The 25,367-nt window shown below is 59.2% G+C and carries 26 protein-coding genes; 8 read left to right on the forward strand and 18 right to left on the reverse strand.

Translation table 11 applies throughout. The annotated features are described in order from the left end of the window. Positions 1-6: 6 nt before the first annotated feature. On the forward strand, positions 7-1,470 hold the full coding sequence (locus CIC07_RS13175) for an NAD(P)/FAD-dependent oxidoreductase (RefSeq protein ID WP_076355617.1): 1,464 nt from the start codon (positions 7-9) through the stop codon (positions 1,468-1,470). Between the two features lie 68 nt (positions 1,471-1,538). Here CIC07_RS13175 and CIC07_RS25680 read toward each other — a convergent pair whose 3' ends face one another. Further along, the gene (locus CIC07_RS25680) at positions 1,539-2,582 is read right to left on the reverse strand and encodes a globin-coupled sensor protein (RefSeq protein ID WP_076355615.1); all 1,044 of its coding nucleotides are present in this window, start codon (positions 2,580-2,582) and stop codon (positions 1,539-1,541) included. Positions 2,583-2,750: 168 nt separating this feature from the next. Here CIC07_RS25680 and CIC07_RS13185 point away from each other — a divergent pair, with 168 nt between their 5' ends. Next, the gene (locus tag CIC07_RS13185) at positions 2,751-3,452 is read left to right on the forward strand and encodes an HAD family hydrolase (RefSeq protein ID WP_076355613.1); all 702 of its coding nucleotides are present in this window, start codon (positions 2,751-2,753) and stop codon (positions 3,450-3,452) included. Between the two features lie 82 nt (positions 3,453-3,534). On the opposite strand, the gene CIC07_RS13190 is transcribed toward CIC07_RS13185, so the two are convergent. Both CIC07_RS13190 and CIC07_RS13195 read right to left on the reverse strand, forming a co-directional pair. After that, on the reverse strand, positions 3,535-3,726 hold the full coding sequence (locus tag CIC07_RS13190; protein WP_076355611.1) for a hypothetical protein: 192 nt from the start codon (positions 3,724-3,726) through the stop codon (positions 3,535-3,537). Between the two features lie 79 nt (positions 3,727-3,805). After that, positions 3,806-4,129 (reverse strand): antibiotic biosynthesis monooxygenase, encoded by a 324-nt coding sequence (locus CIC07_RS13195; RefSeq protein WP_076355609.1) that lies wholly within the window; start codon positions 4,127-4,129, stop codon positions 3,806-3,808. 142 nt (positions 4,130-4,271) lie between these two features. Between CIC07_RS13195 and CIC07_RS13200 the strand changes: the two genes are divergently transcribed. Continuing rightward, entirely contained in the window at positions 4,272-5,183 is a 912-nt protein-coding gene (locus CIC07_RS13200; RefSeq protein WP_234992905.1) for a DMT family transporter, read from the forward strand. Between the two features lie 94 nt (positions 5,184-5,277). On the opposite strand, the gene CIC07_RS13205 is transcribed toward CIC07_RS13200, so the two are convergent. The 7 genes from CIC07_RS13205 to deoC all read right to left on the reverse strand — a co-directional run bounded on the left by CIC07_RS13205 (position 5,278) and on the right by deoC (position 12,198). After that, positions 5,278-5,538, reverse strand: coding sequence for an HPr family phosphocarrier protein (locus CIC07_RS13205; RefSeq protein ID WP_076355606.1), 261 nt, complete (start codon positions 5,536-5,538; stop codon positions 5,278-5,280). 428 nt (positions 5,539-5,966) lie between these two features. Continuing rightward, complete coding sequence (locus tag CIC07_RS13210) at positions 5,967-6,578, reverse strand: thymidine kinase (RefSeq protein ID WP_076355603.1); 612 nt, start codon at positions 6,576-6,578, stop codon at positions 5,967-5,969. Between the two features lie 52 nt (positions 6,579-6,630). Next, a complete protein-coding gene (locus tag CIC07_RS13215) occupies positions 6,631-7,677 on the reverse strand; it encodes a M42 family metallopeptidase (protein ID WP_076355601.1) in 1,047 nt (348 codons plus the stop codon). Positions 7,678-7,882: 205 nt separating this feature from the next. Beyond that, positions 7,883-9,184 (reverse strand): pyrimidine-nucleoside phosphorylase, encoded by a 1,302-nt coding sequence (locus CIC07_RS13220; RefSeq protein WP_076355600.1) that lies wholly within the window; start codon positions 9,182-9,184, stop codon positions 7,883-7,885. A gap of 168 nt (positions 9,185-9,352) precedes the next feature. Beyond that, positions 9,353-10,069 (reverse strand): purine-nucleoside phosphorylase, encoded by a 717-nt coding sequence (gene deoD / locus CIC07_RS13225; RefSeq protein WP_076355599.1) that lies wholly within the window; start codon positions 10,067-10,069, stop codon positions 9,353-9,355. Between the two features lie 48 nt (positions 10,070-10,117). Beyond that, positions 10,118-11,299 carry a phosphopentomutase gene (gene deoB / locus CIC07_RS13230; protein ID WP_076355598.1) on the reverse strand — a complete coding sequence of 394 codons (1,182 nt, stop codon included), beginning with the start codon at positions 11,297-11,299 and terminating at the stop codon, positions 10,118-10,120. A gap of 224 nt (positions 11,300-11,523) precedes the next feature. Continuing rightward, entirely contained in the window at positions 11,524-12,198 is a 675-nt protein-coding gene (deoC, locus tag CIC07_RS13235) for a deoxyribose-phosphate aldolase (protein WP_076355597.1), read from the reverse strand. Between the two features lie 174 nt (positions 12,199-12,372). On the opposite strand from deoC, the gene CIC07_RS13240 reads away from it, so the two are divergent. From CIC07_RS13240 to CIC07_RS13250, 3 genes are all read left to right on the forward strand, one after another. After that, the gene (locus tag CIC07_RS13240; RefSeq protein ID WP_076355596.1) at positions 12,373-12,558 is read left to right on the forward strand and encodes a hypothetical protein; all 186 of its coding nucleotides are present in this window, start codon (positions 12,373-12,375) and stop codon (positions 12,556-12,558) included. A 368-nt stretch (positions 12,559-12,926) separates the two neighbouring features. Continuing rightward, on the forward strand, positions 12,927-14,315 hold the full coding sequence (locus CIC07_RS13245) for a PucR family transcriptional regulator (protein WP_076355593.1): 1,389 nt from the start codon (positions 12,927-12,929) through the stop codon (positions 14,313-14,315). A gap of 356 nt (positions 14,316-14,671) precedes the next feature. Continuing rightward, a complete protein-coding gene (locus CIC07_RS13250; RefSeq protein ID WP_076355591.1) occupies positions 14,672-15,922 on the forward strand; it encodes a DNA glycosylase AlkZ-like family protein in 1,251 nt (416 codons plus the stop codon). A gap of 54 nt (positions 15,923-15,976) precedes the next feature. Here the strand turns inward: CIC07_RS13250 and CIC07_RS13255 are convergent, their stop codons facing one another. Beyond that, positions 15,977-16,483 (reverse strand): DinB family protein, encoded by a 507-nt coding sequence (locus CIC07_RS13255; RefSeq protein WP_076355589.1) that lies wholly within the window; start codon positions 16,481-16,483, stop codon positions 15,977-15,979. Positions 16,484-16,641: 158 nt separating this feature from the next. Between CIC07_RS13255 and CIC07_RS13260 the strand changes: the two genes are divergently transcribed. Both CIC07_RS13260 and CIC07_RS13265 read left to right on the forward strand, forming a co-directional pair. Next, positions 16,642-17,235 carry a CGNR zinc finger domain-containing protein gene (locus CIC07_RS13260; RefSeq protein ID WP_076355587.1) on the forward strand — a complete coding sequence of 198 codons (594 nt, stop codon included), beginning with the start codon at positions 16,642-16,644 and terminating at the stop codon, positions 17,233-17,235. After that, a complete protein-coding gene (locus tag CIC07_RS13265) occupies positions 17,232-17,708 on the forward strand; it encodes a GNAT family N-acetyltransferase (RefSeq protein ID WP_076355585.1) in 477 nt (158 codons plus the stop codon). The genes CIC07_RS13260 and CIC07_RS13265 overlap by 4 nt, the downstream gene beginning before the upstream one ends. Before the next feature lie 72 nt (positions 17,709-17,780). On the opposite strand, the gene CIC07_RS13270 is transcribed toward CIC07_RS13265, so the two are convergent. The 7 genes from CIC07_RS13270 to CIC07_RS13300 form a co-directional block, all read right to left on the reverse strand. Beyond that, complete coding sequence (locus tag CIC07_RS13270) at positions 17,781-18,569, reverse strand: SDR family oxidoreductase (protein WP_076355583.1); 789 nt, start codon at positions 18,567-18,569, stop codon at positions 17,781-17,783. A gap of 98 nt (positions 18,570-18,667) precedes the next feature. After that, positions 18,668-18,826, reverse strand: coding sequence for a hypothetical protein (locus CIC07_RS13275; protein ID WP_157741914.1), 159 nt, complete (start codon positions 18,824-18,826; stop codon positions 18,668-18,670). A 281-nt stretch (positions 18,827-19,107) separates the two neighbouring features. Continuing rightward, a complete protein-coding gene (locus tag CIC07_RS13280; protein ID WP_076355581.1) occupies positions 19,108-20,172 on the reverse strand; it encodes a lactonase family protein in 1,065 nt (354 codons plus the stop codon). A gap of 93 nt (positions 20,173-20,265) precedes the next feature. Further along, the gene (locus tag CIC07_RS13285; RefSeq protein WP_076355579.1) at positions 20,266-22,146 is read right to left on the reverse strand and encodes an LTA synthase family protein; all 1,881 of its coding nucleotides are present in this window, start codon (positions 22,144-22,146) and stop codon (positions 20,266-20,268) included. Between the two features lie 195 nt (positions 22,147-22,341). After that, positions 22,342-22,650: an HNH endonuclease gene (locus CIC07_RS13290; RefSeq protein WP_094248389.1), complete on the reverse strand. Its 309-nt coding sequence runs from the start codon at positions 22,648-22,650 to the stop codon at positions 22,342-22,344. Between the two features lie 50 nt (positions 22,651-22,700). Next, positions 22,701-24,740 carry a peptidoglycan D,D-transpeptidase FtsI family protein gene (locus CIC07_RS13295; RefSeq protein WP_076355575.1) on the reverse strand — a complete coding sequence of 680 codons (2,040 nt, stop codon included), beginning with the start codon at positions 24,738-24,740 and terminating at the stop codon, positions 22,701-22,703. Continuing rightward, positions 24,737-25,201: an SACOL1771 family peroxiredoxin gene (locus CIC07_RS13300; protein ID WP_076355573.1), complete on the reverse strand. Its 465-nt coding sequence runs from the start codon at positions 25,199-25,201 to the stop codon at positions 24,737-24,739. Before CIC07_RS13300 ends, CIC07_RS13295 begins: the two co-directional genes overlap by 4 nt. Between the last annotated feature and the right edge of the window lie 166 nt (positions 25,202-25,367).

Below are 25,367 nucleotides of genomic sequence, written 5' to 3' on the forward strand. Positions count from 1 at the left end.
ATTAGGATGGGAAAATATGACGTGATCATTGTCGGAGCCGGTCCCGCCGGCATTTTTGCCAGCTATGAGCTGACGCTGCGGCATCCGGGACTGAACGTTCTGCTTGTGGACAAAGGCCATGATATTTACCGCCGCAGCTGTCCCATACTGGAAGAAAAGATCCAGCTCTGCCCGCCAGCGGCAGGCAAGAAAGACTTTGCCGGCTGCCTGCCGGCCTGCTCCATCACAGCCGGCTTCGGCGGCGCAGGAGCTTACAGCGACGGCAAATTCAACATTACGACCGAATTCGGAGGCTGGCTGACGGATTACCTCGCCCCCTCCAAGGTTCTGGAGCTGATCCGCTACGTGGACCGCATCAACCTGGAGCACGGAGCGACAACCGCCATCACCGATCCGACGACGGATACGATCCGAAGCATCGAGCAGCGCGGTTATGCCGCCGGACTCAAGCTGCTGCGGGCGGAAGTCCGGCATCTGGGAACCGAGCAGAATCTGGACATCCTCAAGTCCATTTATGAATATTTGAAAACGCGCATCGAGATGTCGTTCAAAACGGAAGTCGAGGACATCGTCACCGAGAAGCAGGACGGAGTCCACCGCGTCACGGGAATCTCGCTCAAAAACGGAACCGTGCATGAAGCGGACCTGGTCATGATCGCTCCAGGCCGCGACGGATCGTCCTGGCTGACGTCGGTGCTCAAGCGCCGCAGGCTCAACATGTACAACAACCAGGTCGATGTCGGAGTCAGGGTCGAGACCTCCGATGTCGTCATGCGGGAAATCAACGAGCATCTGTACGAAGGCAAATTCGTCTTCAACACCTCGGTCGGCACCCGGGTGCGCACGTTCTGCAGCAACCCATCCGGACATGTGGTCGTCGAGAACCACAGCGGCGTCATGGCCGCCAATGGCCACTCCTACAAGGATCCGAGCCTCGGATCCCCGAATACCAATTTCGCGCTGCTCGTCTCCCATACGTTCACGGAGCCGTTCGACAAGCCGAACGAATATGCGAGGGAAATATGCAAGAGAGCGAACGATCTCTCCAGCGGCGGCGTCATCGTCCAGAAATACGGGGATATCCTCCGCGGCCGCCGCTCGACGGCAAGCCGGATCTCCGAAGGCTTTCTGGAGCCGACCTTGAAGGAAGCCGTCCCCGGCGATCTCGGACTCGTGCTGCCTTACAACACGATGCGCAGCCTGATCGAGATGGTGGAAGCGCTCGAAAAGGTAACACCCGGCATTGCTTCGGAGCACACCTTATTTTACGGTGTCGAAGCGAAGTTCTACTCCGCCAGGCCGAAGCTCGACACGAAGCTTGAGACGGAAATCCGCGGCCTGTACTGCGGCGGCGACGGTGCCGGCATTACGCGCGGATTGGCTCAGGCCGGCGCCGCAGGCGTCTGGATCGCCCGCTCCATGCTGGAGCGGATCGGCACGGCATCCGCTCCGGCCGCTGCGCTGTCCTGATTCAGATTCAAAAAGGCAGACCGGAAAATCCGGTCTGCCTTCTTTTTAAGATCCGATTGCTGTCGTCTTCAACCGTCACTCGCGACTCCATCCGCAATGGATCGCTCCGCCTGGCTTTTCAATTGCTCCAGCTCCACCGACACTTTCTCGATGATCCGGATGAACAGAGCCAGCTCCTCCGAGCTTGCGGCTTGTTCTCCGGCTGCTTGGGCGGTGTCCCTCGACATCGCCTGAACTTTGTGCAGCACCTCGCCGATCGATTCGACCTTCTCCTGTATCAGCTCGAGAGATTCCTTGGAATGTCGGGCAAGCTTGCGAACTTCCCCCGCGACGACCTCGAATCCTCGTCCCTGCTCGCCGGCCCGCGCCGCCTCGATAGCGGCGTTGAGACCGAGAAGATGCGTCCGGTCGGAAATGTCGCCCATGAGCGCGCCCATGGATTCGATGGAGCCGATCTGCTCGCCGAGCAAGCCGAGCTCGGCGTCGGTCTGCTCCTGCGAAAGCACCGTGGCCCGGGCCAGCCTGTTGACGGCCGCCGTGCTGCGGCTTACCTGCTCCATTCCGGCCGCCAGCTGGCGGATCGCTTCGCTGACGCCCGTCAGAATATGGGACTGGCTGTCCAGCACTCTCTCCAGCTTGGCCTTCTCGTCCTTCTCATAGGCTTCGAGCACGAGCTGCGAATCGAGGTTGAACATCTTCGTCAAGGAATGCAGCACCGGCGTCCACTGTCCCGGAAGCTCCGCTGCCAGGTGGGCGGCGGCGAGATCCAAATAAATCATGTAGGCGCCTAGATACCACTGGGTCGTCAGCCCGATTCGGGAATGGATCTTGCCTACCAGGAGGCGGTTGTTGAAATAGGCTTCGTCGATCGTTCCGTCCGTCATCGAAAGGAAGTAGGTCCTTTGCGTCGCCTTCAGCCTCTCCAGCGTGCTGTGGGCTTCAATGATCGTCTTCAGCTCGGGCTTCGCCGCGATCTGCCCGTACAGCGAGTCCACGAGCCTGTCCACGATTCTCTCGAATACGGCCCTGCTGCCCTGAAGCAGGTTCAGGTCTTCTTGCTTCAACCCGATGAATTGTAGCTGGGCTTCTCTTTCCGCCGTAACGGCAATCATGTCCCCATCTCCTTGCCATTGTTAACCTAATCTTGTCTTTATCGGAAGATGCGTTGAAATAGTTTAGTGCCGCAGCAAATTGAAAACGCTGCCTCCGTTCTTGAGGCCCGCTTTCCGTCATGGTACGATATAGAAATCGACTGCAAGCGACGGGAAGGAAGAAAACAAGTGAAGAGCAATCCGGTGGAGTGGATCTTTTTCGACGTCGGCGAGACACTCGTGGATGAATCCGCGCCGATCGCCGACATTATCTCGCAGCTCATCCGTGCAGCCGGGCGCCGATGCATCGCGGTATGCGAGCGGGACATCAGGGAAGCCTGGATCCAAGCCCATGAACGGTTCTCACCGTTTCCGATGGCCGATGTCCTGCTGCGGCTGTTCCCCGACGACGCGCTTCGCCAAGCGATCTGGAAGGAAATGAAATACCGCAAGGAGCTGGACAAGCCGTTCCCGGATGCGAAGAGCCTCCTGCAGACGCTAAGCGGAAGCTACCGGATCGGAGTCATCGCCAATCAGAGCGCCGGAACCGTCCATCGTCTGGAGTCCTACGGGCTCATGGAGCATATCGAAGCCGTATTCTCCTCCGCGGAGACCGGCCTGGTGAAGCCGGATCCGCGCCTGTACGAGCATGCGCTCGAAACGACGGGCTGTCCTCCCTGCAAAGCTTTAATGGTAGGAGACCGGATCGACAACGACATCATTCCCGCGCGCCAGGTCGGCATGCATGCCCTCTGGGTCCGCCAAGGCTTGGCTTTGAACCAGTCCAGCCCTTCTCCCTCCCTCCAGCCAAGCGGCACGATACAGGATATCGGCGAAATGGCTGGCTGGCTCGAGCTCTGGCAGCCTTGTGATCCGGCCCCCGCCTCCTGACGGGCATGCAGCGCATAAAAAAACCGCCCGGAGGCGGTTTTTTTGGCTTTTCATTATGTCCATGGATGCTGCGGATGCCGGCCTAATCCTGAGCCTGGCTGTCCTGGGGACGATGAGGCGGCGCAGAGGCAGTCGTTGTCTCTTCCTCGTCATCGCCGGAGTCATCCATCTTTTTGAAGCCGTACACGAACAATATGATCGTCCCGATCATGAGAAGTCCAAAAAAGATCAAATAAAGCGAGTCCGTCAAGGATGTATCCTCGCCTACATGCATGGGCAGCAGCTCCTTCCACCATTAGCTTAGCTTGGAGCCGGAGCATGCGTATGACTCTTTCGGGCTATAAATGTGACAATCAGCGGGCGATAGGACCCTTCACCGCCGCAACCTCATATCGGGAAACTTCCGTTTCCAGCACATAATCCGGAGGCGTCTTGCCGCGGCTCTCGCGGTGGCCTTGGATATGGACATCGCTTTTCTCCCAACCCTTCCAGGCCTCCTCCGACTCCCAGCGGATCTGGACGATGACCTCTTCCTCGCCCCGGCGCACAGCCTTCACAAGGACGCTCATATCGACGAATCCGTCCATTTCCTGCACCGGTCCCGGCTTGCTGAACCTCTCCACGACTTGTCCGGAGAAACCTTCCTTCACTTTGATCCGGCGTTGAATGACGAGCATGCGGCTTGTCCCCTTTCGATAGTCTCCACTCTGCTATCCATCATAATTGATAATAATTCTCATTGTCAATAAAAAAGGAATTGCAGCAAAGCCTCGGAAGGATTAAACTATTCGGATGAATACTTTGCAGCGGAAGTCAACTTTGTCGATTCTATTGCCTCTTGCCGTCGGTATGGCCGCCATTTCCTGCGCCCCCATACTTGTCCGTTATTCCGGTGCGCCCGTATCCGTCCAAGGGTTTTACCGGATGCTCTTCACGTTTCTGATGATGCTTCCCTTCGGCTGGAAATATCGCCATGCCATCCGAACGATCAGCATGCGGGACTGGGTCAAGCTGACCGTCGCCGGCTTTTTCCTGGCGCTGCACTTCCTGCTCTGGATGGCCTCCTTATCCTATACGTCGATCGCAAGCTCCACCATTCTGCTCACCCTGGAGCCGGTCTTTGTCGCGATAGGCGCTTACCTCGTCTTCAAGGAAAGGCTGCGCCGCTCCGCCGTCATCGGCATGTCGGTCTCGATCGCCGGAGCCATTCTCGTCAGCTCGGGCGACTTCGGCTTGTCGCGGAGCGCTTTTTACGGGGATACGCTGTCCCTTCTCGGAACGGTTGCCGTGGCCGTGAACATGATTCTGGCCAAGCAGCTCATGGAGCGGATTCCCTCCTACGTCTACAGCTTGATCGTATTCGGCGTCACCGCGCTCTGCTTCGCCGTCTACAACGTCGCGGGAGGCATACCGATGAGCGGATACGAGCCGAAGGAATGGGGCCTGTTCCTGCTGCTCGCCATCATCCCGACCGTCTTCGGCCATATGATCTTCAACTGGCTGCTGCAATCGGTCAAGGCGACGACGATCTCCATGGCCGTGCTGGCGGAGCCGATCGGCGCCAGCCTGCTTGGCCTCCTGCTGTTCGGCGAGCTGATCACAGGCTTCCAGCTGATCGGAGGCGTCTTCATGATCGCCGGCTTCATCCTTTATCTCAAGTCGGAGGAACGCCCTTCCGCCGCCAAGCAGGGAGATCCTGCTCTCGACGCGACGAGCGGCGCCGTTTCCTGAACCAGCTGGACGATCAAGCCGTACAGGCCAGCCCGCTTCCGGGCCGGCCTTTCTTTTATCCTCACGATTGTTGCATGCGCAAGCTTCTTCCTGCTTATTCCTTCTCCAGCAGCTCCAGCATGTGGAGGAAAGCCTCCTCCTCATCCTTTCCTTTGACGCGCAGCATGACGCGCGTGCCGGAGCGGATCGGCAGCAGAAGCATGCCGAGCAAGCTTTTCACGTCCACGATGTTGGTGCCGTCCCCATGAGCGAACTCAAGCTTGATGTCCGAGCGGAAGCGGGCGGATTCCGAGGACAGCCGGGCAAGATCCTCGCGGGTAAAATCGGCAGCAATCACAAATTCATGAACTCTCATCCTGCATTGACCTTCTTTTCCTCGGGATAGAATCGAATCACCGCATGTGTACGTTATATTCGAAATTTTCAGCCGGGTTCCTGCTTGAAGCGCATTCGCCAAAATAAGGAACGGCCTTCCGCGGTCGACGGCTGAATTCGTCCCTGATCGCTGCGGCATGACTTAAATCCCCCGCAATTGGGTAAAGAATACCTACATAAGGGAGGCGATTGTGATGATGATGTCCCCATTCGAGGACAGGATGTATGCCGTGTTGTTTTACATCCTCGCCGCTGCCGTCGTAATCGGCGTCGGCGGGTGGATATATTGGCTCAGCAGAAAAGCGAAAAGGAAAAGCCGCTGACTGGAGAAGCGGCAGCTCAAGCGGATTCGAAACGAAAGCCGGCCTCTTCAACGCCATTTCCAGGCGTTGAAGAGGCCGGCTTCGCTCATTTATCGGGTTGAATTTCCAAGCTTGCCGAGAAAGCCGCGTTGTAGCATTTGCGGCAGACGGGCTTGTAGTCGTCGTTGCCTCCGATTTGAATCTGATTCCCTTCATTCACGGGAACTCCGTTCAGGAAGCGGATCACCATCGTCGCCTTGCGGTCGCAATACCAGCAGATCGTCTTGATCTCCTCGATCTTGTCCGCCTGTGCAAGGAGATAGTAGCTGCCCTCGAACAGCTGGTTGCGGAAATCGTTTTTGAGCCCGAACGCCATCACCGGCACATTCAGCTCGTCCACGACCCGGGTCAGCTGCAGGATATGCTCCTTCTTCAGGAACTGCGCCTCGTCGATGAGCACGCAGTAGATTGCCTTCGGCGCTCCCGCTGGCTGATGCCGCAGCACCTCCTCGTAGAGGTCGGTTTCTTCGCGGACCGGGAGCGCCTTGCGCGTAAAGCCGACGCGCGACCCGACCTGCTCTTCACCGCTTCGCGTATCCATGGCCGGAGAGAAGATCAGGACGGCTTTCCCTTGCTCCTCGTAATTATGGGCAACCTTGATGATCTCGAAGGACTTGCCGCTGTTCATCGTCCCGTATTTGTAGTACAGCTGGGCCAAAACGGCTTCCCCCTCTTCAATCGATCCTTCCGCGCTGCCGGGCGGCAGCTTCCTATTCCATCATGTAAGCGAGCAGCAGCGCGCCTGTATGGAGTATCGCATCCGCATGCGTGCGCTCCATCCCATGGGAGGCATGGACGCCGGGACCGATCAGCGCCGCCCTGATGTTCGCTCCGCCGCGCAGTGCGGCCGAGGCATCGGAGCCGTAGAACGGATAGATGTCCACCGCATGCGGAAGCTGCTCGCGCTGGGCGAGCTCGATCAGCTTGGAGGTCATGCCGTAATCGTAGGGTCCGGAGGAATCCTTGGCGCAAATGGATACATCGAGCTCCGTCGCGGACAGATCGTCGCCGAGCGCACCCATGTCGACCGCGATCATCTCGACGATGTCGGCCGGAATATGGGCGCTTCCGTGGCCGACCTCCTCGTAGGTCGAGATGAGGAAGGTGACGCTGCCCGCCGGCTGGAGCCCTTCGCGCTTCAACGCCTCGAGAATGCCGAACAGCGCTGCCACGCTGGCCTTGTCGTCCAGGTGGCGGGACTTGACCCAGCCGTTGTCGAAGATGCGCACGCGCGGGTCCCACGAGACGAAGTCGCCTGGCGCGATTCCGAGCGCAAGCGTGTCCTCCTTGCTGAACACCGTCTCGTCGAGCCTCACTTCCATCGTCGCCTCTTCGCGCTTCTGGCTGCGGGCTTCCGGATACACATGCACGGACGTCGCCGTCGACAGCACGGTGCCCTCGTAAACCCGGCCGCTGCGGGTATGCACCTGGCAGTACTCCCCTTCGACCGTATGCATCGCATAACCGCCGATCGGCGTCATGCGGAGCATGCCGTTGCCCTTGACGGAGCGGACCATCGCGCCGAGCGTATCGACATGGGCGGACAGCAGCAGCGGAGCCTTGCTTCCCGTCCCCTGGACGGTCAAGATGCCGTTTCCTTTAGGCGTCAATTCCATCTTGTAGCCGAGGCGCTCCGCCTCCCGCTGGACCAGCGACATAATATTCATGCAGAAGCCGCTCGGGCTGGGCGTCTCCAGAAGCTTTTGCAAAAAATCAAGAATGTACGCTCGATCGAGCTTCTCCTTCAGAACAGCCATTCCGACATTCCCCTCTCCAACTAAGCTTCATCATCCTGATATCCTTCGACATTGTACCATATTTCGCTCGGCCGGACCGCCGTCCAAGGCGGCTTCGGGAGAGCATGGAAAAGTCCCTTCCGGCCAGCCGTCCAAGCAGGCTGACCGAAAGGGACATGACGGCCGCGGCTTGCCGGCGCAGCCTGCGACTTGACTCCGGAATCACTTATTCGGTTACGATTCCCCTGACCAGCACAGGCGCCTCGGCGCTGCCCGCAACGCGGATCGCTTTGTACAGGCGCTCCTTGACCTCTGCGACGTCCTCGCTGGAAGCATGGATCGTGACGAGGGAGTCGCCCGCTTTGACGGCGTCGCCGACCTTTTTGTTCAGGACGAGGCCAACCGACAGATCGATCTCGGACTCCTTTGTCGCGCGGCCGGCTCCCAGAATCATTGCGGCCGTGCCGACGGCGTCAGCCGTAATTTCGGCGACGAATCCGTCTTCCTTGGACGGCAGCTCGATGCGGTACGGCGCCTGCGGCAGAAGCTCCGGATTGTCGGCGACGGCAGGGTTTCCGCCTTGGTTGGCGATGAACTCCTTGAACTTGTCCAGCGCCGCGCCGCTCGCGATAAGGCCGCGCAGCTTGTCCTCCGCTTCCTCGAGCGATGCCGCCTTGCCGCCGAGATAGACCATCTGGCGGCCGAGAGCGAGGCACAGGTCCAGCAGATCGGCCGGTCCTTCCCCGCGCAGCGTATCGATCGCTTCCTTCACTTCAAGCGCATTGCCGATCGCGAGGCCGAGCGGCTGGCTCATGTCGGAGATGACGGCCATCGTCTTGCGGCCGACCTCGTTGCCGATGGCGACCATCGCTTCCGCCAGCTCCCTGGCATCCTTCTCATCCTTCATGAACGCGCCCGCGCCGGTCTTCACGTCGAGAACGATCGCATCGGCTCCGGCCGCGATCTTCTTGCTCATGATGGAGCTCGCGATCAGCGGAATGGAATCGACCGTAGCCGTGACGTCCCTGAGAGCGTACAGCTTCTTGTCGGCCGGCGTCAGATTGCCGCTCTGGCCGATGATGGCGATGCCATGCTCGTTGACGAGACGGGTGAAATCTTCCTTGGTCAGCTCCACATGGAAGCCTTCCACCGCCTCCAGCTTGTCGATCGTGCCGCCCGTATGGCCGAGCCCGCGCCCCGACATCTTGGCTACCGGGACTCCTGCCGCAGCGACCAGCGGAGCGAGCACCAACGTCGTCGTATCGCCGACTCCTCCGGTCGAATGCTTGTCCACCTTGATGCCCTCGATGTCGGACAGGTCGATGGAATCACCGGAGCGGACCATCGCCATCGTCAGATCCGCCCTCTCGCGTCTGGACATGTCGCGGAAGAAGATCGCCATCGCCCAGGCGCTGATCTGATAATCGGGAATATCTCCGTTCGTATAGCCTTGGATGATGAAGGCGATTTCCTCTTCGCTCAATTCATGCCCGTCGCGCTTTTTCTCGATCAAGTCTACCATTCTCATGAACGAAGACCATCCCTTCAATAATTAATGTCTTAAATGATTAATGCGGTGAACTCCTATTCCATCCCCTTGCAGAGCCTCTCTCCAATCATTCATGGCGTTAATTGATGCCATCGAAATCCGGAGCATCCTGTCGAAACTTAACGGCATCAATCCTGGAGGCGACAGCTAGTTCGGATCGATCGACACGGCGGTATCGAGAGCTGCCGCCATCATGTCGTTGAAAGTCGATTGGCGCTCCTGAGCCGTCGTTTCCTCTCCTGTAAGCAGATGGTCGCTGACCGTAAGCACGGTGAGCGCCCTGGCGCCGTGGCGGGCTGCGATCGTGTACAGCGCCGTCGTCTCCATCTCCACTCCGAGCACGCCATGATCCATCAGGCGCTGGACCGCGGAGGTGTCTTCCTTGTAGAAGACGTCGGTGCTGAAGATGTTGCCGACATGGACATTCATGCCGGCTGCCGAAGCCAGCTCGTACGCTTTTCTCAGCAGCTGGAAGTCTGCGATCGGGGCGTAGTCGTAGCCGAGGAACTGGTTGCGGTTCATGCTGGAGTCGGTGCATGATGCCTGGGCGAGAATGACGTCCCTCACCCGGACATGCTGCTGCATCGCTCCGCAGGTGCCGACCCGGATCAGGTTCTTGACGCCGTAGCTGCGGATCAGCTCCTGGGCGTAGATGCTTATGGACGGCAGCCCCATGCCCGAACCCTGCACGGAGACGCGCTGTCCCTTGTACATGCCCGTATAACCGAGCATTCCGCGGACTTCATTGTACAGCTCCACCTCGGACAAGTATGTTTCGGCGATGTATTTGGCTCTCAGCGGGTCTCCGGGCAGCAGCACCGTCTCCGCGATCTGGCCTTCCTTGGCTCCGATATGTACGCTCATGCTCATTTCTCCTTTGCAATGTCGGTCTTGAAAATGGAAGCGGGAGAGCTACTGCAGCTCCCTCAGGAAGCTATGGCCGTGCTCGGGAGCCTTCACCTTGAAGTTGTCGGCGATGGTCGCCCCTACGTCCGCAAAGGTCGTCCTGAGCGGCAGAGCGCCGGCGCGGCTTTGAAAACGCGGAGAATAGACCAGCAGCGGCACGTATTCGCGGGTATGGTCGGTGCCGGAATACGTCGGATCATTCCCGTGATCCGCCGTAATGACGAGCAGATCATCCTCGCCAAGCTTCCCGATCACTTCGGGCAGGCGCGCATCGTACTCCTGCAGCGCCTCACCGTACCCTTGCGGATCGCGCCTATGCCCGTACAGGGCATCGAAATCGACGAGGTTGAGGAAGCTCATGCCGGCGAAGTCCTCGCCGCATACTTCGGCCAGCCTGTCCATGCCCTCCATATTGCTAGCCGTACGGATAGAGCGGGTTACGCCTTCCCCGTCGAAAATATCGGAGATCTTGCCGATGGCGACGACTTCAAGCCCCGCTTCCTGGAGCGAGTTCATCACTGTCGGCTGGAAAGGCTTGAGCGCATAGTCATGCCGTCCGGCCGTTCGCTTGAACGTCCCCGGCTGGCCGATGAACGGGCGGGCGATGATCCGACCGAGCATATACGGATCCTCGAGCGTGATTTCGCGGCAGAATTCGCAGATGCCGTACAGCTCCTTCAGCGGCAAGATCTCCTCGTGCGCAGCGATCTGCAGCACCGAGTCCGCCGATGTATACACGATCAGCGCTCCGGTGCGCATATGCTCCTCGCCCAGCTCGTCGATGATCTCCGTGCCGCTGGCCGGCTTGTTGCCGATGACCTTGCGGCCGGCATGCTCCTCGATCCGCTGGATGAGCTCCTGCGGGAATCCATGCTCGAACACGCGGAAAGGCGTGTCGATGCGAAGCCCCATCATCTCCCAGTGGCCCGTCATCGTATCCTTGCCGCTGGACGCTTCCTGCATGAGGCCGTAATAGGCCTGCGGAGCCGGCGACGGCTCGATTCCGAGGATCGGAGCGATATTGGACAACCCCAGCTTCTCCATGTTGGGCATCGAGAGCCCGCCCATATGATCCGCTATATGTCCCAAAGTGTTGACGCCATGATCTCCGAAATCGGCCGAATCCGGAGCTTCTCCGATGCCGACGGAGTCCATGACGACGACATGAATGCGTTTGAATGGCTGCATCTTGGCCCTTCCTTTCCAAGTTCCGTAAGTAGGCGGACGATTGATGCGGTTCCTGCAGGAATGGCCGGCAGGCGCCGCATCTCGGCGGCCGCTTCTTCCATCATAGCCCGAGGCAGGCTTCGCGGCAAATGCCGGCTCGAAGCCGCTCCGCGCGCAAAATCAAAAGCCGGAAAAACCTTCCGGTTCTTCCGGCTTCATGGAAGCCTTGCTTCTGATCGAGCTCCTCAGTAAGCAGCGGTGGATTGGCCGCCCTGCATGATCTTGACGCCGGAGCTTGCTCCGATGCGGGTTGCGCCTGCGGATACCATCCGCTGCATATCCTCGAGGCTGCGGACGCCGCCCGATGCCTTGACGCCCACGTTAGGCCCGACCGTGCGGCGCATCAGCGCCACGTCCTCCGGAGTGGCGCCGCCCGTGGAGAAGCCCGTAGACGTCTTCACGAAGCCGGCTCCGGCGCGCACGGCAGCCTCGCAGGCGCGGACTTTCTCCTCGTCCGTCAGCAGGCAAGTCTCGATGATGACCTTGACGAGAGCTTTGCCCGCAGCCGCCTCGACGACAGCGCGGATATCGGCCTCGACAAGACCGTCGTCTCCGCCCTTGAGCGCGCCGATATTGACGACCATGTCGATTTCCCCGGCGCCTTTGGCGATCGCGTCCGACGTTTCAAAAGCCTTCGTCTCCTTCGTCGACGCCCCGAGCGGGAAGCCGATCACCGTGCATACCTTCACGTTCGTTCCGCCAAGTTGCGCCGCCGCAGCCTCAACCCATGCCGGGTTCACGCAGACCGAAGCGAAGCCGTATTGCTTCGCCTCCTCCGTCAGCTTGAGGATCTCTTCCTTGACCGCGTCCGCGCGAAGCAGCGTGTGGTCGATCATGCCCGCCAGTTGCTTATGCTCCATGTGCTCATCATCCCCTATTTATGCATGCTTTCCTTCATCATATCACCGCTCTGAACAATTGTAAAACGGTAGATAAGCATATGTTCAACCGGTTTCCTATTCCTATAATGCCATCAAAAGCCTGCCGATTATTCAATCCGATCGACTGTCTCTACCCGCGGATGCCTCGGCCGCATGAATCTGGAGGATGGCCCGATCGGCGACGTATTTGCGGGAATCGGCCGATTGCAGCCGGATGACGCAAGGGGCTGGAGCCTGCCGGCCGGCCCGGACGCCGGGAGCGGAGAAGCGGACGACAGTCCCGTCCAAATCCTCGCGCACGTCCAGGATGCTCCGGCCTTCCCCCGGCAGCCGGCTTGACCGGCGAACTCGCCGTCGCGAACGACGAACGGCCCGCGCAGAAGAACCGATACCGGCTCGCGGTCGCCTCCATTCCTTCAAAAATCGCTGTAATCGACCTCAAGATGATGCCATCGGACGATAGGATCCGCTTGGCCGACGGGTCGAACAGTCTCACTCGAAGCTTGATGCGAGGTTACATAACGCATCTTGCTCAATTCTCAGAATTTTTTGAACTGTTATTTCCATTTTTATCTTTTGATGTAAAATAAGCTTACTCGACACCCTTTCCTCACCCCCATTCATCCATGCCGACATGCGAGTTTCCCAGATCAGAGACAGCCACAGATCGGAAGCTTATATTCCCATAAGGAATAAGGAGGATGCTCATGCCGGTACAACGCCCTCTTACCGTCCGCGACACGCTAGACAACCCCCACTTTGCCCAAGCCTACGTGGCAGCCGGCTCCAGCGGCCTGGATCGCGAGATCCGCTGTGTCCACATTCTGGAAATATCCGAAGCCGACGAGCTGCTGCACGGCGGAGAAATGATTTTGACGACCGGGATCGGCTGTCGGGGAGAGGCGGCCGAACGGCGCCGCTTCCTGGCTGCGCTGATCCGCCGCGGAGCCGCATGCCTGTGCATCGAGCTTGGCGCCTATATGACCTGCCTTCCCGAGGAATGGATCCTCCAAGCCGAAGATGCCGGCTTCCCGCTCATTGTCTTTTCCGGCAAAGCGCGCTACGTCGACATCACCCATGATCTTCACCGCCTCATCCTCGGGCATCGGAGCGGCAGCCCCAGTCAGCCGCCGCAAGCCCGGGAGCGTCCTGACAAGGAGAGGCTGGGCTGGCTGCTCGAAGCCAGGGAGTACGGTCCCGGCTCCGAGGCGTGGCGACGCGATCCGCTGCTGCAGCCCTTCGAGCGGCTGCCATGCCGCACGGTGCTGCTGCAGCTCGGAGGGGCCACCGGCCGCCGCCGCGATACGGCCGCTCTCCTCTCCGGAAATGCTGCCTGCATCACCGAAGCTGCATGTCTGCTGAAGCGCGAGCTGGAACGGAACGGCTCGCACTGTCTTGCGGACGGCGACGGCTCGATCATCACTATCGTCATCGCCGATGCCTCGCCTGCCGAGACTTGCCGCCGCCTTCTCGAAAGCGCGCTGCTCAAGCTGGCCGAATGGCTGCCGCAGGCTGCGGGCGCAGGCGAAGCGCTGTCCGGCCGTCAAGGAGCGGCCGAGAGCCGCCGGCAGGCGCAGCTCGCTCTCGATCTCGCCGGCGCAGCCAGCCGCGGCAGGTCTCCTTGCTTGTTCTACGAGGAGCTCGGAGTGCTGCAGCTGCTGCCCGCCCTCAACGACGGGAACAGGCTGGAGGACTTCGTCGACAGGCATCTAGGGCCTCTGCTTCTGGCCGACCGCCTCAAAGGCAGCGAGCTGCTGCTGACGCTGAAAGTGTATCTCGACGCGGAGGGCAACAAGCAGGAGGCTGCCCGCAGGCTGTACATCGTGCGCCAGTCGCTCTATTACCGGCTGGAGCGCATCGGCGAGCTGCTTGGAGCCCTATGGCTCATGCCGGAAAGGAGACTGGCCGTGCAGGTCGCACTGCGCGCCTATATGCTGCTGCACCCGGGCTCGCTGCGGGAGCCAGAGCCGCAGACGCCGGACGCCCGTCCATCCGGAGACGCTTCCTCCAGCGCTTCGAGAAGCGCCGCCAGCAGGAAATCCAAGTCCTCGTCCGTGCTCGACAGCGGCGGCGCCAGCGCAAGCACGCTGTTGTAGCCGGCGACGGTATCTCCGTCCTTCCCGATGATGAGCCCCCGGCGCCGGCAGCCGTTTATGATTCCCTGCACGGCATTGCTGCCATCTCCCTAATCGTACTCCGGAAGCCACTCCAAAGCAGTAGACAGGTCGGTCAATTCCAATGGGTCATCCTGTCTAAAGAACCGGCTCGGCGGATGCCGCCATCGGCTTGAAGCGGACATGAAGCTGACGCGGCATGGCTGGAAAAATAATGCTTGAAAGGCCTTTCGGTATGCATGACAGTACGGTATAATCCAAATCAGGAACATCCGTTCCCCGTTTCCGAGCCATAGGAAGCCGGACGCGAACGGATACAGGAAAGCGAGGCTTGAACCATGGGGACAAACACCGTTCAACTATCCTCAGCCGAAGCGCGCCGCTTCATGCTGGACCATCAAGGCCTGGGACCGACGCCGGAATTCGGGGGCAAGGAAGGCATCCTCTCGTTCATCTCGCGCGTCGGCTGCATCCAGTTCGATCCCCTGGACCAAGCCGGACGCAACGCCGAGCTTGTCCTGCAGTCGAGGATTCCCGGCTTCAGCCCCGCGATGCTGGAGGAGCTTCTATATGACGACAGGCTGCTGCTGGATGGCTGGGACAAGGTCATGAGCATCTACAGCAGCGGCGATTGGCCCTATTTCGCACGGGGGCGCCGGCAGGCCCATGACCGTTACGCCGATATCAAGGAGATCCGCGAGCTGCTTCCTTCCGTCCGCCAAGCTTTCCGGGATCGGGGGCCGCTGTTGTCCCGGGATTTGGAGCACAAGGAGAAGATGGACTGGGCCTGGGCTCCGGCGAGGGTGTCGAGAGCCGTTATGGAAAGCATGAATCTATGGGGCGAGCTGATCGTCCATCACAAGCAGCGCAACCAGAAAGCATATGACTTGGCTGAAAAGCATTTTCCGGAAGCCCTCCTGCAAGCGCCCGATCCGAATCCTTCCGAGCAGGAATACCAGAAATGGAGGCTGATGCGCCGGATCGGAGGCGTCGGCCTGCTGCCTAACCGCGCTTCCGATGCATGGGTAGGCACGCTCTTCATGAACACGGCCGACCGTAAGCGGGGATTTCTGGAGCTTCTGGAAGAAGGGCTGCTCGTGCAGATCGAAGCCGAAGGATTGACCGCCCCTCATTTTGTCCGCAGCGTCGACTGGGAGCGCTGGAGCTCCTCTTCGCCGGCGTCGCGCTGGTCCAGCCGACCGCCGCGGACAAGCGTGCTGGCCGCCCTCGACAATCTGCTGTGGGACCGCAGGCTGGTCAAGGAGCTGTACGGTTTTCATTATGTATGGGAAGTGTACAAGCCCGCAGCGTCAAGGCTGTACGGCTACTATGTGCTGCCTGTCCTGTGCGGCGACCGCATGGTCGCCCGTTTCGAGCCTGGCCGGATCAAGGGAAGCAAGGATCGCCGGATCATTCTCGGGTGGTGGCCGGAGCCGGGAGTCGAATGGAATGAAGACATCCGGCACAGCGTAAGGCAAGGCTTCGCCTCCTTCCGCCGTTTTCTTGGCTGCGAGACGTTCGAGCTGTCGCCTGCCGCGCTTGCCGCCGATCCCGAGCTCAATGCGCTCGTGAACGCTCCTTTCCCATGACAAAAAGCCGCCGGCTGCATCTTGCGCTGCCGGCGGCTTTTTCAAGTCCATGGTTTATTCGAATGATCGGGTAGGAGACCAGGAGCCCTGGAGCTTGCGCAGAAGGATGATCTGGCCGCAGTGATAAGCGTCATGCACGTACAAGCTTGTAAGCCAAGGCCCGGCCGGACTATCCTTGACAACATCCTTGTCGTACACCGCGTCGTCCATCGCTTCAATGATGGATCCGATTTTCGCATGGGCCTCGGCCAGACGTTTCTTCGTCGCCTCCCATGCTTCGCCTTCGGCGCCGATCGCAGCCGGCTGGAACGTATCGGTGTTGCTGACCCGCGGCTGAGCCGGATCCTCCACTCCGTTCCACTTGTTCAGGAAACGCTCTTTGTAGAAGATCAGATGGTGCGCGTTCTCGCGGATCGTATTCCCCGACTCGCCTTGCGGCCGCCAATCCGCCTGCTCCTCCGTCACGCCTTCCAGCGCCATGCCGAGCGGCGGCTGCCAGTCCTCCTTGTCGTAAGCATGCTCCCAGCCTGTCTGCAGCAACTCCGTTTTGATTCGGACCATCGGTTGTCGTCCTCCTTGTAGAGATTGGGATGTAACGATATAATGTCGTATAGCCGGTTACGTGGTGCTGACGATAGTATACCCGAAACCGCTCCCGATGTAACGATCTATTTTCATTTAGAACGTTACATACTGAAAGGGCATGGAGGACAAGCATCATGATCTGGGAAGATTACTTGAACAGCCAGTGGTACGACTGGAGAGGAAGCGGCGCGAGCGAGGACCGGCTCGAGCGCCCCGATTGGAGAGCTCAGTTTTTGACCGAGCACGGCCTCGACGATCCCGGTCCGCCTTCGCCCGAGGAGCTTCAAGCGATGCGGACGCTCCGCGGCAGCCTCAGGGAGCTGACTTCGCGGATCAGCGACTCTGTCCGTGTCGAGAATGCATCTCCGTTATCCGATGCCGACTTTGCCCGCCTCAACTGCGCACTCCTCTCCAGCCCCTATACCAAAAAGCTGTCCGCCGGAAATGGAGCCCTCTCGCTCAGCGAGATTCCCTCGGAATCGGGCTGGCAGGGCATCATGGCGAAAATAGCCGGTTCCTACGCGGACTCTCTTGCCCACGGGGAGCCGGAACGGTTCCGAATATGCGACAATCCCGACTGCCGCTGGATTTATTACGATACGACGCGCAATCGCTCGAAGCGCTATTGCGACGATAAATGCTGCGGCAATCTGATGAAGGTCCGGCGCTTCCGCGAACGGGCCAAAACCGCTTCCACCACAAGCAGACGAAAGAAGGATGAAAAGTGAACGCATTCAACTTCCATGCCGAACGTCTCGACACAACCGATGCAGCCGTATCGGAGCAATTGCGCGCCTTGCAGACGGACGCCTATCGGGAAGAAGCCCGTCTGATCGGCTTCGACGGCATTCCTCAGATCGGAGAAACCCATGAAGCCCTGCTCGCCTCCCCTGCCGACTTCTACGGCTGCCGTCTCGACGGCAGGCTGGCCGGCGCCGTCGCCGTCGAGCGCGAGCCATCGGGCATCGCCACGATCGCCCGCCTTGTCGTCCATCCCGATTTTTTCAGGCGCGGATTAGGCAGCTTCCTTGTCCGCTTTGCACTGAGCCTGTACCCGGATTCCGAATACCGGGTGTCGACAGGCACGGCCAACAAACCCGCTGTGCTGCTCTATCTCCGCTTCGGTTTCGAGGAGAACGGCCAGCTGGAGATCGTTCCAGGCGTCTGGCTCACCCGTCTCCGCAGGAGCCCTCGTCCGTAAACCTTGTTCAATCCGGCTTGTCCAAAACCAAAAAAAAGCATGGCACTCATGGCGCCATGCTTTTTTGGGGGCTTACAGCAGCGATTCCGCTCCATCCACATAAATATCGGTGCCCGTAACGTGGGAGGACAGATCGGATGCCAGGTAGGTGACGAGATCCGCGACCTGGGCAGCCCTTCCCGGCTTGCCGGCGAGCGGATGGGAGCCCTCGGGATATTCCACCGGTATCGCGGCTTCCTCGGCTTCCTTGGTCTTGATCGTGCTGTCGTCGATATGGGTCTTGATCGCTCCCGGACAGACGGCGTTCACCCTGATCTTGTGAGGGGCGAGCTCAAGCGCCGCCATCTTCATGAAGGCGACCTGACCGGCTTTGGAGGAGCTGTACGCGCTCGCGCCGGTATTGTTGAAGATCCGGTTGCCGTTGATGGAGCTCGTAATGATGATGCTGCCGCCGTTTTTCTTGAGATGCGGGATGCTGTACTTCACCGTGAGGAAGGTGCCGCGCAGATTGATGCCAAGCGTCTCGTCCCAATCGTCCACATCCAGATCCTCGATCGTCGTCCACACCCCGTTGATGCCGGCGTTTGCGAACACGACGTCGATTCGTCCGAAACGCTCGTAAACGGAACGGATTCCCGCCTCGACCGCAGCGGCGTCGCTGACGTCGGTCGCCGTCACGATGGCTTCTCCGCCTTCGCGTTGGATTTCGTCCCGGACTTTCTCGGCGTCGTCCGGAGTGCGGTCCAGAAAACCGACCTTTGCTCCATGCCGGGCAAAATCAAGCGCGGCGGCTCTCCCGATGCCGGAGCCCCCTCCTGTAACGATCGCCACTTTCCCTTCCAGCAGCCGGCTGACGGTCATCCTTCATCATCCTTTCGAGTATGTATCCTATTTTTATAGAATGGCTTTCATTCCTCTATAGAATACTTAATCATCCCGATAACGGATGAATCGCCCGATCAGCGGTAGACCGGATGGGTGCGGGCCGCGCTTCCTTGCAGTTCCGGCATCACTGTCGGCGCCGCCGGAGCGTCGGAAGCCGGAGGGACGAGCAGCACGGTGCCCGCGATTCCCGCCAGCAGCAAGAAGATGACAGCAAGCAATTTCGCAAATGGCATGTCCCGCATCACAATAGCCTCTCTTCCCATACAAACAATTCACATTCACTGATTCTAACATTTCGACTTTAACAATCATTTTCCTGCATCTTTCAATCATTTTTACCATTTTAATTTTCGATACGAACAAAAGATGCCGACATCAGGGCTCCCTCTCCTTTTTCACGTGACCTCGCGATTTCTGCCGGATTCAATGCATCCTTTTCACTCTCTCCCCTTCCGCTTCTTGTGCAATAAAAAACAGGCAAGCAGAGAACTGCTTGCCTGTCGCTTAACAACGGCTAAAGATGGAAAGGCATGACGCAGACCGGCTGCGAGACTTCAAAGCTCCGGTCTGTATATTGGAGCTTGCCCGACTGGCGGTCGACACGGAAGAGAGCGATGTTGTTCGTATCTTTATTCGCAGCGAACAGCCAGTTCCCGTCCGGCGCCAGGGCGAAATGCCTTGGATGCTCTCCCTCGGTGTGGATATGCTGAATCGGCTCCAGCCGCCGGCCTTCATCCGATCCCTCATAAACGACGATGCTGTCATGTCCCCGGTTCGAGCCGTAGACGAAGCGTCCATCCTTGGAGACGGCAATCTCGGCGCAGGTGTTCTCCCCTTCGTAGCCCTCCGGCAGCGTCGGAATATAATGGAGCTCCGTCAAGCCGCCCGTCTCCGCATCGTATTCCAGCACGCTGACCGTCGAGTCCACTTCGTTGATGACATAAGCGATGCGGCCGTTCGGATGGAACGCCAGATGGCGCGGTCCGGCTCCCGCATGGATGTCATTGTCCCGCACCGGCTTCAGAACGCCGTCTTCAATGGCATAGGTGCGGATCAGATCAAGTCCAAGGTCCTGGACGAACACATACCGGCCATCCGGGCTGAACTGCGAGGAATGCGGATGCGGGCGGTCCTGCCGTTCTTCGTTCACGCTATGGCCCGCATGCTGCTGCTGGTCGAGCCTCGGACCGATTCTTCCGTCCGCATCCAGCTCCATCAAGCCCACCATGCCGCCATGATAGCTGACGACGACGAGATGGCGGTTGTCCGGGGCTCTCTGGATATGGCAGGTCGGTCCATCCGTGGTGGCGGCTTCGCTCAGCCTTTTCAGAGATTTTTCCAGCGGATCGAATCGGAACGAGACGGCTGCGCCCGTTTTGCCTCCTTGCGGCGACTTCCCCTCGGAAATGGCGTACACAAAACGGCCGGCCGGATCGACGTTCAGGAAGGTCGGATTTTTGAGGCCGTCCGCCTCCGCCAGCAGATCCAGGCTGAGCTCTTCTTCATTCCAGCGGTAGGCGTACAAGCCGCTTCCATCCGGTTCCGCATAGGAGCCGACGAATACATACAGTGGATCCATGATTCAACCATCCTTTCTGTCCTTCATGTTCGATTTGTCCTTCAAGTCCTTCAGGCCATCAAGTCCATCATGTCCTTCAAGCTCCTCCTGCAGCTACCGCTTGGGCAGAAGCTTCACATACGTATCCGACAGCCCGAGCAGCTTGATCGCATAATCATAATCGCTCCGGTACTTGGAGAAATCGCCGACCGGCTGCAGCGTCTTCAAGGAGACCGCTTTTCCGTCCTCGAATCCTTTGCCCGGGACGAACAGAATATCCTCGTTGATGAACGAGCCCGACGGCAAGTAATAACGCTCCCCGAGAATATTGCGGTCGGTATTCAGCAGGTCCCGTCCGAATGCGGTGAAGCCTTCTTGCTTCAGCGAGATCCCCATCAGGTTGGCGACGGTCGGAAGAATGTCGAGCTGGCCTCCGACTCCTTCGACCACCTTGCCCTGCTGTCCCGGAACTCGGATGATGAGCGGAATGTTGAACCGGGAAATCTGATTGTGATAAGGAATTCCGAGCTCCTGCCGGATGAAGTCCGGATCGTTGCTCTGCGGCTGCAGGCCGAAGTGGTCGCCGTAAATGACGAGCGTCGTTTTATCCCATAACCGCTCGGCCTTCAGCCTGTCCACCAGCTTGCCGACGGCATCGTCCGTGTAATGGATCGCCTGCAGGTAATCGCCGAGCTGCGTGCCGGACAGGGATTCATTTTCGTCCAGAGTCTGCTTGTCCTTCGGGATTTGGAACGGAAAATGGCTCGAGGTCGTGATCAGATGGGCATAAAACGGCTTCCCTTTTCCGCTCAGCTCCGCCATTTTCTCTGCTGCGACCCGGTACAGCTCCTCATCCGATGCGCCGAAGCTGTTGAAATGGTCGTTGTTGTAGAACGGCTTGTCGTAATACTTGTCGAAGTTGAGCGCCGGATACAGCTTGTTCCGATCCCAGAAGCCCACGCTGTTGATATGGAACGTATTCGCCTCGTAGCCTTGGCCTTGGAGAAGTCTCGGCAGGCTCGGAAGCTTGCGGTTGCCGTAGCCGGTGGACATGGCGATCGTGCCCGTCGGGTAGATGGACGTATTCGTCATGAACTCGGCATCCGACGTGTTCCCCTGACCGATCTGCTGGAAGAAGCGAGGGAAGTAATAGCCCTCGTCCGATAGCTTGTTCAGGTTCGGGGTCAGCTCCTGGCCTTGCAGCTTCAGATGGATCGGGAAATTCTGGAACGCCTCCATCTGGATGATGACCAGATTCGTTCCTTTCGCGGCGCCGAACTGCTGAAGCGGCGCCGATTCGTCCTTGCGGTACGGATAGGAAGCCTGGAGCTCCCCGATCTCCTGGATCGTCTTGCCGATATCGCCGGACGCGATTTCCTTGTTCTCCTCGTGGATCTTGATCGCACTGACGACCTGATAATTGAAGACGCCGACGCTTTCGGCCTGCGCCAGCTCGCTCTGGGTCGCCTCCGCATCGCGGATGAACCAGAAGCTGCCGGCGAGTCCGGCAATCGTCAGCAGAGCCGCCGCCGGCTTCCATAATCCTTTGCGTCCCTCGATCGTCCTTCGGCTCGTCCGACGCAGCATCCAAATCACGGCAATCAGGACGACGTCCGCAAAGTAGATGTAGTCCATCGGCCGGATGGTCGCGTCCACGCTCTCGCGGATCCCGTACACCTGGTTGAGGTTTCCGAGCGCGGTATAAGTGGCCACGGAGCCGAAATGGCTGAAATACAACGTGATCGCAAACAAAACGAGAGAATAGACCAGATTGAATGCCCAGTAGGCGGGTCCTTTGCCGCGGCGCGGGGTGAGCAGCTCCAGCAGCCCCGCCAGCGCGAGCAGGGACGCAAAGTCGGCGACGACGGCGAGCGGATCCAATCCGCCGAACAGGTTGAACCGCATCCACTCCAGCTTGGCCAGCATCAGAACGAACAAATAATAGAATAGATTGCGCCCATGCGATCGGGAGCCGGCTCCAACAGCTTTCAACATCTCGTATCCTTCTTCCTGGTGGCGTACTGCCATTTTTCACCGTATCAGTATATCACAACGCAGGATTGCTGCGCATGAACGGACGCCTGGCTCTGGAAGGAGGCCGCGCTTTCCTGCCTCTGCCTGAATACCATCCGTCAAGCCAAAAACAAAAACCGCCCGAATGGCGGTTTTTGTCTTTTCGGCATGCCTGGATCAATGCTTATTGCGGACGCGGGCTGATTTGCGGAGCTTGGGCATGGAGGATGGAGGCTGCTTGCGGATGTAACGGATGAAAACGGCGATGGCTTCGTCCGCCCGCAGAGCTTCGATTGTCGTCAGCTCCCGCTGCACGAGATCCGCATTGGTGTAGAGCGCGTGGATCTGGCGGTGGCAGGGAGGGCAGAGAAGAGCCGTGCCTTTAAACGTCCCTCCCTGCTCCCGCGGCGTAAGATGATGCTCGGTCAAGCCGACTCCGGATCTCCCGCACAGCTCGCAGCGGCCCTGCGCCGTCCCGGTCTCCATTGGCATGGTGTGTCAAGCTCCTTCATGGACATTTCCATCAGCTTGCCCGATCAGGGATTGGTTGATGCTTCCTTTTTTTTCGGCACGCCGCTCAGTCCGACCGCCTGGTCGTAGGCGTCGAAGATCTGACGGGCGACCGGCGCGGCTCCCCAGCCGCCGTATCCGCCCTCGGGAATGACGATCGCGACGGCCAGCTTCGGCTTGTCTGCGGGAGCGAAGGCGATGAACACGGAATTTTCCACCTTCACGCCGCCGGCGACGGTCTGCTGCGACGTTCCCGTCTTGCGGAGGAACGAATAGCTGACTCCATCGAAGCCTTGCACGCTTACTTTGGCCATTCCTTTGTAGATCGTATTCCAATAGGAATCCGGGAAGCTGACCTGGTTAAGCACCTCGGGCTTGTACGATTGGACGACGTTGCCCGAAGGATCGAGAATTTCGTTCACGAATTGCGGCTTCATGCGCTTGCCTTTGTTGGCGAGCATGGAGGCGTACTGGGCCAGCTGCAGCGTCGTATATTTGCCGAGCTGCCCGAACGAGGATCCCACCAGCGCGGAAATATTGCTGGACTCCTTCGCGTCATGCGTATAGTCCTCTACGCCCTTCTGCTCGCCGAGCAGCCCGCTTTCCGTCGAAACGCCGAGGCCGAATTCCTTCATGTACTTATCCCATACGCCGACAGCATCCTTGCCGTATTTTTTCAGCAGCCGCTCGCCGACCATGGCGGACATGAACGCATTGGAGGAATGGGCGATCGCTTCCGAAGCGTTGATGTATCCGTTCGCTTTGTTGCTCGCATTCCGGATCGTCCTCTCGGAGCCGGTGGAACCGAACTTGTAGTAGCCGATATCATGGTACTCCTCCGTGGCCGAGAACAAGCCCTCGTTCAAGCCGATCAGGATGGAGAGCGGCTTCTGCGTCGATCCCAGGTAGACGAGTGAAGGCGTATGCTTCGTCTGCTCCTTGTCCGTCGCATACGGAGGCGACACCGAGCGGATCGTGCCGTTCCTCGTAAAGTAGAACAGCTCCTCCTTGGAAGGCGTTCCGTCCTTCCACTGGTTGGGATCGTAGTCCGGCATGCTGGCCATGGCGACAACCTTGCCGGTATCGACCTCCATCGCCACGGCAAAGCCGATCTTCGCCTTGTTGCCGGCATTCTCCGGCTTCGTCGTCGAATGCCGGAGCTTGTCGATCTGCTCCGTCATCGCCTTCTGCGCCGTCAGCTGCACGGAGCGGTTGATCGTGAGCACGAGATCGTTGCCGCGGGTAGGCGCCTCGACCTCCGGCGGGCCGATGATCCGCTGCAGGCGGTCGACCGGGAACGTCTTGACGCCGTTCTTGCCGCGCAGCTGCTCCTGGTACAAGTACTCGAGCCCGTCATATCCGACCGTTTCCTCCGGCGAGTATTTTTCGGTCGGGTCGGTTATCTCCTTGATCGCGTTGTACTTGGTCAGCGTCTCGGGGGCGGTGCGGTAGCTGCGCAAGTAACCGACGAGCTGTACCGCGACATTGTCGGCGTCATAGTTGCGCACATTTTCCTCGACGATGTCGACGCCCTTGAACTGCTCCTTGTTCTCCAGGAAATAGGCGATTTCCTTGTTGTTGAGATCCGACTTGATCTTCCGCGGCACGGAGATCGTATTGGTCCGGAAATGAAGGTCCATCTTCTTCTGGATTTCCTCCGCGGTGAGCTTGCCTTCGGGATCATCCTTGTCCGTCAGCCTCGCGAACACCTCGGCCAGCTTCTTGCTCATCTCGATGGCGATCTCCGGCTTATGCTCGTCCTGGACCGTATACGTAAGCGTCTGGGTCGACGTCGAGAAGGCGATCGGCTTCTTGTCGGAATCGAGGATGTCCCCCCGGAACGGAGGAATGGCGACCTTGCTCGTGCCCTGCCATTCCCGCTGCGCCTTCAAGGTAGGTCCCTCCACGAACTGCAGCACCGCCAGTCGGACGATCAGGATGCCGAAAAGGACGAACGCGGCAAAAAAGAACGCATTGAGCCGAAACATGAACTGCCTGCGGATGACATAGTCCTTCTCTTCATCCCTGCCGACGATCTGCGGCGGCTTGCCGTTGCCGTTCTTCATGGATTGCCTCCTTTCTCTTGCCCGATCACGATCTCAGGAACAGCCGACACGGCGACATTTCCCCGCAGGGCCTTGGATATCATGCACGTCTGCTCGGCCTTCTGCGCCAGCTTCCCCGCCGTGTCCGCTTGGCGGACAGAAGCAGAAGCAGGCAGCAGGATTGCAGGCCTATGCGTAATCGACACGTATGTGTATACGCCGCTTGTCGTATCGACGACGGCTTCGGACCGCAGGGACAGCCTCTCCGTCTCGATGCCGGAACGCTCCAGCATGGCGGCGAGCGTGATCATATAACAGGTCGATGCCGCTCCGAGCAGCATCTCGTCCGGATTCGTTCCGATGCCCGGGCCGTCCATGGCGGCGGGAATGGAGACAGCCGCATTCAGCCCGCCGGCCGCTATCGTCCCCTCTCCTCCTCTTCCCCCCTGCCATTCGGCTTGAAGTGTAAAAAGATGTTCCATCTCGCGCTCCTTCTATGACCAAGCATGAAATTAGTGAACGATTGCATCCAAGATGAAATAAAAGCTGACATCATCATTGACCGCATCGAAATGGGATGGTACATTTTCTAAAACTTTTAGCGATGCGCAGCGTCCATCCGCTGTAAAACCCGCCTCGAAGGGATGA

The organism is Paenibacillus sp. RUD330 (assembly GCF_002243345.2).
Lineage (GTDB): Bacteria > Bacillota > Bacilli > Paenibacillales > Paenibacillaceae > Paenibacillus_O.